Source organism: Candidatus Kaelpia imicola (genome assembly GCA_030765505.1).
Lineage (GTDB): Bacteria > Omnitrophota > Gorgyraeia > Kaelpiales > Kaelpiaceae > Kaelpia > Kaelpia imicola.
This window is the reverse complement of the sequence record JAVCCL010000026.1, coordinates 93,091-101,028: the sequence shown is the minus strand read 5'-3', so window position 1 is coordinate 101,028 and position 7,938 is coordinate 93,091. Positions and strand designations below refer to the sequence as shown.

Annotated in this window: 6 protein-coding genes; all 6 read right to left on the bottom strand. The window is 35.7% G+C overall.

The annotated features are described in order from the left end of the window. Nucleotides 1–361 (bottom strand): hypothetical protein (locus tag P9L98_04780; GenBank protein MDP8216612.1); only part of this gene is annotated, 361 nt, incomplete at its 3' end. A gap of 308 nt (nt 362–669) precedes the next feature. Beyond that, nucleotides 670–915 carry a hypothetical protein gene (locus tag P9L98_04775; protein ID MDP8216611.1) on the bottom strand — a complete coding sequence of 82 codons (246 nt, stop codon included), beginning with the start codon at nt 913–915 and terminating at the stop codon, nt 670–672. A gap of 18 nt (nt 916–933) precedes the next feature. Continuing rightward, nucleotides 934–3,465 (bottom strand): PKD domain-containing protein, encoded by a 2,532-nt coding sequence (locus P9L98_04770; GenBank protein ID MDP8216610.1) that lies wholly within the window; start codon nt 3,463–3,465, stop codon nt 934–936. A gap of 320 nt (nt 3,466–3,785) precedes the next feature. Next, nucleotides 3,786–4,889: a hypothetical protein gene (locus tag P9L98_04765; protein ID MDP8216609.1), complete on the bottom strand. Its 1,104-nt coding sequence runs from the start codon at nt 4,887–4,889 to the stop codon at nt 3,786–3,788. Nucleotides 4,890–5,133: 244 nt separating this feature from the next. Continuing rightward, a complete protein-coding gene (locus P9L98_04760; protein MDP8216608.1) occupies nt 5,134–6,528 on the bottom strand; it encodes a radical SAM protein in 1,395 nt (464 codons plus the stop codon). Continuing rightward, a complete protein-coding gene (locus tag P9L98_04755) occupies nt 6,525–7,847 on the bottom strand; it encodes a hypothetical protein (protein ID MDP8216607.1) in 1,323 nt (440 codons plus the stop codon). Before P9L98_04755 ends, P9L98_04760 begins: the two co-directional genes overlap by 4 nt. Between the last annotated feature and the right edge of the window lie 91 nt (nt 7,848–7,938).

Here is a 7,938-nt window from a genome sequence, read left to right as displayed (position 1 = left end):
GTAATAATGACTGTTTAAAGACTATGCTATTGATTATATGCGTAAGTATATCGACCGCTGCAAGTAACATAAATAGCTTTGGTCCCCAATCCTGAAGTTTTAAGATGCCAATACCGGCAACAAAAGCACATATTCCAAAGAACATCTGTATCAAGCAGATAGGTATTTCATGCAATGAGACCGACCAAAATTCTTGATGCATCTTATTAATATTTATACTTGCTAATATCTTAATTGAAAACTGACTCTCTGGAATAAGAAACGCTATTATGAACAATGTCATAAAAATTGTAGTTACAGTTCCTAAAAGCAATAAGAAGATAGGAAATACTATTGTTCCAACTGATCTTTTCTTTTCCATAATTCCTTTTGTTTCATTTTATGCTTAAATTTAGATTTGTCAAGGATAGGACAGTTACTTTAAAGAGGCTGATTAATATACAGATTTTATATCGCTTCTTCTTTTCTGCTAGTATGTCCTTTCTTGTTTTTTCTTTTTTGCTTCGTTTTTTGCGTTCCTTGCTCTGTTTGCTTGTTTATTATGCTTATTCTTATCTTTCTGACCTTTATCACCCATTGGTACTCCTCCTTCTTTCTGTGTTAGTTTTTTTCCAGATTAAACGTGTTCTCTGCTTACCTACGATATTATACTTTGCTATATAACAGTAGTCAACGTCTTCTTGAAAGAGCAATGGTGTTTTTGGTCTGGAGTAAGTTTAATTTGGAATAGACAGAATAATTCCTATAAGAATTAAAATAATCCCTAACTATTTCACCTCTTTTAACTTGTCCAAAATCCCAAGGAGAGTCTATTGCTTCTATTACAGGTGCATCCTGTCCATAGATGTAAGCAGGCAATAAAAACAATGATAAAACAAGCAGTGTGATCTTTATATAGTTACAACCTCGTTTCAAAACTTTATATCCCGCTTATTATCTTATTTCAATTATCGGAACAGGATGGCTGCTGACTTTGATAGTCTCTGCTATAGAATCGGAGCTGCACTCGGTTCCTGAACCATCATTGACTTCAAGAATAATCCTGTATCTTCCGGGTTTATCGTAAACATGAGATATTGTGACGCCTTGAGATATAGTACCGTCATCTAGATACCAGGTATAGCTTAAGGTGTCTCCATCGGCATCAAAAGATTCTGAAGCATCAAACTGTTGTTCCATACCAACACAGCAAAGGTTAATCATATCAAGCTTTGCAACCGGTGGAGTATTTATATCGATTCTACGAGAATCGGAAGCAGAAGAACAGGCAGATTCACTACCGTCATCAACCGTTACTGAAACGGTATAAGAACCGCCTTCCTTATAGGCATGGACTACCCTGGAAGAAGCTCTCTTCTCAATAACACCGTCTCCGAAGTCCCAGGTATAGCTAAGAGTATCACCATCAGGATCATTAGAACCTGAAGCATTAAAGAAAATCTCTTTACCTACGCAGCTATTACTAACCTTAGCAAGTACTATTGAAGGTTTAGAGTTTATATCTATAAAAGCAACATCCATATCGGTAGAACATGCTGTATCCATATTATCATTTACGGTAAGAGTGACTGGGTATTTGCCGCCTTTTTCATAAGTATGACTAACCCTTATACCTTTAGACTTACTACCGTCACCGAAATCCCATTTATAGCTGAGCTTTTCTCCCGATTCGGTCTTAGAGGCTGAACCGTCAAAACTGACAGCTTGACCGACACATGCTTTTCTGTCGTCGCCGGCAGAAGATAGGGGTGTTTTATTTAACTTTACAGTAATTGTATCTGAAGCTTTGCTGCAGGAGAGGCCGATGCCGTTATCTACGACAAGAGTAACCGCATAAATACCGCTGGTTTTATAGATGTGCTCTACTCTCTTACCATTTAAAATAGTACCATCACCTAAATTCCAGGTATAAGTGAGAGGTGTACCGTCGGGATTTTTTGATCTAGAACCATCCAATACTACGATATATTTCTCATCCAGAGACTTAAGACAGAGATTGATGTCACCGCCGGCATTAGCTACAGGCGGAGTAATTACTTTAACAACTTTCTGCATGCTGTCAATGCTGCATGTTGTACCTGCATTGTCATCTACGGTTAGTGTTACATTGTAAGTGCCGCTCTTGCTGTATATGTGGCTTACTTTCTCACTATGGCCGCGGGATCCGTTTCCAAAATCCCAGCTATAAGTTAATTTTTCCGGGTCATCATCAAAAGTTCTGCTAGCATCAAAATAGACTGTATCTGATAAACAGACAACATTAGGCGAGCTGAAATTCGCTATTGGAGGAGTATTAACGAATATCTTTTGGGAAGTTGCTGAAGTATCGCAGGGCAGCCCGGAATCATTGCTAACAGTAAGCGTTACTGTATATTCCCCGCCCTTTTCATATATATGAGTTATAACAGGTTCTGTGCTGGTGGTACCGTCACCAAAGTCCCAGAGAAAATTAAGTTCCTTCTTATCGAGATCATAAGATTTGGTGGCATCAAAAGTAAATTTATTACATTGAGTTTTCTTCTCTAGAATAGGTTTCAGAGTCGGTTTCGGAGCCGGTTTCGGTTTTACTGGAGCCACAACTTTTTTTACTACTCTATAAGTACCTTTTTTGAAATATATAGGGATAGATTCTCCCTTATCGGTCTTCATCTGTATTGCTACATTTGAATATCTTTGAGTACCTTTGGTAATGGTATATACCATGCTGCCTCCAGTATCGGAATATACCGGAACAACTGTCTGACTCCACTGGCCGCTCTCAGAAACACTTATCTTATGTCCTCTTTTTCTGGCATCTGAGGCAAAAGTGCTAGTGCCGCCGTCAATATCAAGGTCGTAGTTTTCAATTACTACATTCTTAGTTCCAGCTGGAATTTGGGGATAAAAAAACATCTCTTTACCTTCCTTTGGGTGCAGGCGGATTTTAACTTTTTCTGAGTAGCTTTGGGCACTTTCGGGAGATATTCGGATCTTGAAAAGGTTCTGGTCGCTTCCGCTAATTCCGGTAGCAACAAGTCGAAAACGGTAATATTTATCAACTTTTTCACCCTGATTTTTGTCGTAAGGGCCGAATCGATACCATTTTCTGTCCCACTCTCGCGAAAGGTTAAGCTCAACCGAATCAAGAAGCTCCCTACCGTAAAATTCAAATCTGCAAGTAGTATTCCATTCGTTAAGAGTAGGTTTAAAGTTTACTTCATAGATAGGTTCCCGCCAGTCAAAGAAATTTCCTGTGTCGGGGTCGTATACCTCTATAACCACGCTGGATAGTTCATCAGACGGTATATCAATAACAATCTCCATCCTGTTGTCTTCTGCGCCGGCTAAATTATTACCTTCGAGACCAAAGACATAAAATGCCCTTGCCCTGGTATCCTGATAAGGGATCACATAGGCCGAAGCTTTAAATCCGAATAGAGATAGTGCATAAAAAACTACCGCGAGGGTAAATAATAGTTTTTTCATAATCATACCATTCCTTTTTTTCAAAACAGTCTTATTTTTTTACAGCCCCTCTTTTCCTTTTTGAATTAGGATTTACCCAAAGTATTCTTTTATCTTACGCTATCTATAGGCAGCGTCAAGATAAAATTTTTGAATTTGTTTATCTCTATTTGTATAGGAGCGTTTATTCTTTTATTAAATTAAATTGAATGAGATTAGGAATGAAAAATAAATCTAAAATTATTGCAATCAATATAAATTTAAATAAAAAGCTTGTTATTTTTACCTTACTCCCTCTATTATGTTGTTAAAATTATAGCGCATTTATATAAACGATCTCTTTAATCATAGAATTCCGCAGCTTTTTCGAACATGCCTACATTTTCAAATTTCAGAGCTACTTTTAGCTTGAACTCTTCTGCTAAAGATCTGTTATTTGATAAGCAGTACATCCGTATTGCAATTTTATAATGATTGGCTGCCTTTTTCCATGCTTCTTTTTCAAGCGCTGTTTCTTCCATTTTATTATGTAGTTCAGCTATTTTAAAATAGGTCTCACCTATAAGGCTATTGTAAAGCGCAGAGCCAGCTTTATTGTTTAGCTTTGTTATTGACAATGCTGCAGCAAGGTTATATTTTTTGACAGCTTTTCTAAACATTAACAGTGCATCTTGCAGTTTATCTTCAACCAGGAATTGTTCCGCTGCTCCTAAAGCACATTCTGCTGATTTGGCGTTATAACGTATGGATAATTCAAAATCATACAGTTTTTGAGATGCAAAATATGCTGCAGAATCATATTTCCCTGATGCCTTCTTATAGCTTCCTGCCTTCTTAAAGCATTCAGCACAAGCAAGGTAAGTATCAAAGAGCCACTGTGAATCATCATTGTATTTTGTTACATTATTAAGAGTAATGTCTATAGCCCAAGAGTACACTTTACCCGCTTCCAAATAATTTTCTGCCTGCCTATAGCACTCAGCAGATTCTATCCACAGATCTATTGCTTCATCGTAACAGGAGAGGTTCTGTTTCAATATGGTAGAGGCCTGTTTAAGACTATCTCCTGCATCTTCAATCATATCCAAGCTTTTAAATTCTTCTGCGGCCTGTTTGCTATATTCAACAGAATTTCTGTATTCCCCGATACAGTTAGATGTAATTGCAAGTGCACGGTATGTCTCTGCTTTCCAGCTATCTTTATCTAAATTGCTTAATAGATTATTCCAACAGTTCTTACTACTAATAGCAGAGTCCCTATTAATAAGAGCACTGAGCCCTTCTTTGTCCTGGTTTGTAATTGCTTCTACAATAAGAGGTAATAATTCACGTATTTCTGGTGTATCTAAGCTGTTTCTTATTCTCCTGGCATCTGCAAGATTAGGAATAAATAAGATAATCCCCAATATAGATAAAGTAATACCTATCGCCTTTGTTTTATTCATATTTGCGTAAAAATCCCCTCTTTATAAAGTATGCCATACAGTTAAGAGAATTGCAAATAATGCAGAGATTAAGTAGTGTAACATATTTTGGACACTTTGAGATTAAAAGTTCTTTGAAGGTGCAAATATTTTTTTGCAGCCTTATATGATCAGAATATACAAAAGCCGTTGCATAAAGATTTTGTTTAAACAGATAAAAGTTTCGGGAGTTTTATTATATTCATGTTTTTAATATTTCAGTAAGTCAATATGCACTCTTAAGCCGTTCTCTAAGTAAATATTTTATTAACTGTCTAAGAATACGCGTGTTATAACAATTTTTTCTGAGAAACTTAAAACTGAAGTAAAATTTTTTGTATGCTGAAAAAAGCAATTTATTTAATATCTTTACATCTATATTGTTCGGATAAAAGGCATTAGTACTGAGATGATTAGAATAGGTATTCCAATCACTGCTCACTACACCATTCTCTTTAGCTAATTTTCGTAACGGAGTTCCGGGGTAAGGTGTATAGAGACAGAAAATTTCTCCGTCAACAGGTAGTCTTATTGCCCTATCTATTGTTTCTGCTATCTCCTTCTCTGTCTCTGTCGGAAATCCTATCATAAATGATGCATTAATTTTTATATCGAAATCCCTAACAATTTTTATCTTTTCCATTAACAGACTGTCTTCTGTCTGTTTATTTATTAATTTACGAATTCTATTGTTCAGCGTCTCTATTCCTATATAAATCTTATTGCAACCTGCCCTCTTCATGAGCTGTACGTCTTCTCTGTCGATAGTGTCTATTCGTATGCTGCATCCCCAGAAAATATTTAAGTTTTCTTTTATTATTTCCTGGCAGATATTTCTTAATCTTTTGCTGCTGTAATTGAAACTATCATCTTCAAAGGAGATAAAATCTATATTGAAATCTCTTTTTAACATTTTAATCTCTTCGCATATATAGCCCGGGCTATGCCCTCTTACCTCTCTGCCAAAAACCGTTTGATCACAGAATGTGCATGCATAAGGGCACCCCCTGCTTGTGATCATAGAGGAGATTTTCTTTCCTCCTCTTAAGAAATGGTGATGATATTTATTAAAATCATTCAAAAGATGTCGGGCCGGTAAAGGTAATATATCAAGATTATCGATTAGCGGCATGGAACCTGTCCTTACCGTAGTGTTATTTTTTCTAAAAATAATTCCTTTGCACAAACCAAGGTCATGTTTATTGCTTATAGCATTAGAGAGTTCACAAAACGTAACCTCCCCTTCACCAATGACACCGATATCTATATCCGGACACTCAGCCATAGCTTCCGAGGGTAAAACACTTATATGAGGTCCTCCCAGTACAGTGATTTTGTCCGGAAAGCTTGTTTTTATAATCTGTAAAAGTTTTTTTGCAGAATTAAAAGCTACGGTTGTCGATGTAACGCCGATGATATCCGGATCAAATAAATTGATAGAATCAATGATATTGATATTACTTAAAATATTTAAATCCAAAATTTTAACAGCGTAGCCGTTCTTCTCTAAAAAAGAGGCTAAATAGCAGAGTCCCAGCGGCGGTAAAAATGGAGAAAAGGGCGATAGACCTCCATATACTATCCTTCCCTCTGTAAACGGGTTGATTAGCAGTATTTTCATTTCCTTTTTTCGGGATTTAAGATTTTCATTCCTCCGATTAACCAGATAGATACTATTGGAAACATATAATAAAGCTGAGCGTTTTCAACTGTTGCCAAAATCAAGCTGTAGGGAATTATACTTAAAATCAAAAAAGATGCGAGCTTGTCTCTTCGAAATAATATTAAAAATGGCGTAAAAAACGTATAGCAGAAAATGTTTTTAAAGAAATTAAAAAAATTATCAAATGAAAATACATAGTCTTTACTATAGTGCTCTTCCCCGATATTTTCAAAATACAGAACATTGAACCAATTTGAAAATCCGTGTATTATGGATGGATAAATAACGTTGAAGAAAACTGCTCCGACAAAAGTATAAGCAAAGATTCTGTTTATAATCTTTCTCTGTTCAATGTTGCGTTTTACAAAAAATATTGAATAGAGAAATAAATATCCTGCCCCCAGGAAATACCCGGGAAACCTTACTAATGACATTAAAAACAGATATACCCCGCACCAAAAGAACTCTCTTTTTAATAAAAAATATATAAACAGAAGAAAATTTAAAACGTATATAGGGTCTAATAAAATAAAAGTCCATGTATAAACATAATCTTTAAGATATAGAAAGAGAAGCGTCAAACAAACAAGACCTATGAAAAATGATGCTTTCTCTCGCTTTATCAACGACTGTATTGCCAAAAAGATAAGAAATAATTCACCTAAAAATATAAATACTAGTGTTTTATAAGACATCCCAAAAAAAAGAAAACCGATGCTTCCTATGTAGTAATGCAAAAAGGGCTGTGCTGCTGCAGTTCGGTTTCTTTCTAAATATTCCTTGCTAAAAGTATAAACCTCCATTAAATCAAATAGTGTATATGCAGAGAGGAATTTTGAAGCAGAGGAAAGTTTTTTTTCACTGCTTGCTTCACAATAAATATCGCTCTGCGTAGAGTTAATTTCTAAAACATTTATTTTACTCATATTCTCTAGTGTATACTCAAAGAAGATAACACCGCGTTTAGCAAATTTAACATAATTTTTCAAAAAAGGTGCACCCCCCTCGTACTTAAATGGTTTGACAACAAAATCGCCCAAAGGTTCCCCATTCCATCTAAGAGCAACGCTGCTGCCAACATTACCTTTTATTGCCAAAGTGATACAGATAGACCTTTCTTGTTGCGGACTTTGAAAATAAATCTTTCCTGTTTTTCTACTCTCGAGAAAATATGTCTGATCTTTTTTCTTCCAGACGCTTCCAAACGTGCGGGACTGCGGTTGAATTTTATCTTCTTCAAAATGATATGTATAGTTGCTGTAAACCACAGAACCCATATCTTCCAATCTGGAAAATAAGTAATTCTTAAACAAGAATATGAATAAAAACAGAAAAAAGGTACTTACAATAAGTATTTTTATATCTGAT

What these genes read in the sequence shown, in the direction of transcription:
- P9L98_04770 (MDP8216610.1), bottom strand. Translation starts at nt 3,465, where the DNA reads ATGAAAAAACTATTATTTACCCTCGCGGTAGTTTTTTATGCACTATCT.
- P9L98_04755 (MDP8216607.1), bottom strand. Translation starts at nt 7,847, where the DNA reads ATGGGTTCTGTGGTTTACAGCAACTATACATATCATTTTGAAGAAGAT.
- P9L98_04760 (MDP8216608.1), bottom strand. Translation starts at nt 6,528, where the DNA reads ATGAAAATACTGCTAATCAACCCGTTTACAGAGGGAAGGATAGTATAT.
- P9L98_04765 (MDP8216609.1), bottom strand. Translation starts at nt 4,889, where the DNA reads ATGAATAAAACAAAGGCGATAGGTATTACTTTATCTATATTGGGGATT.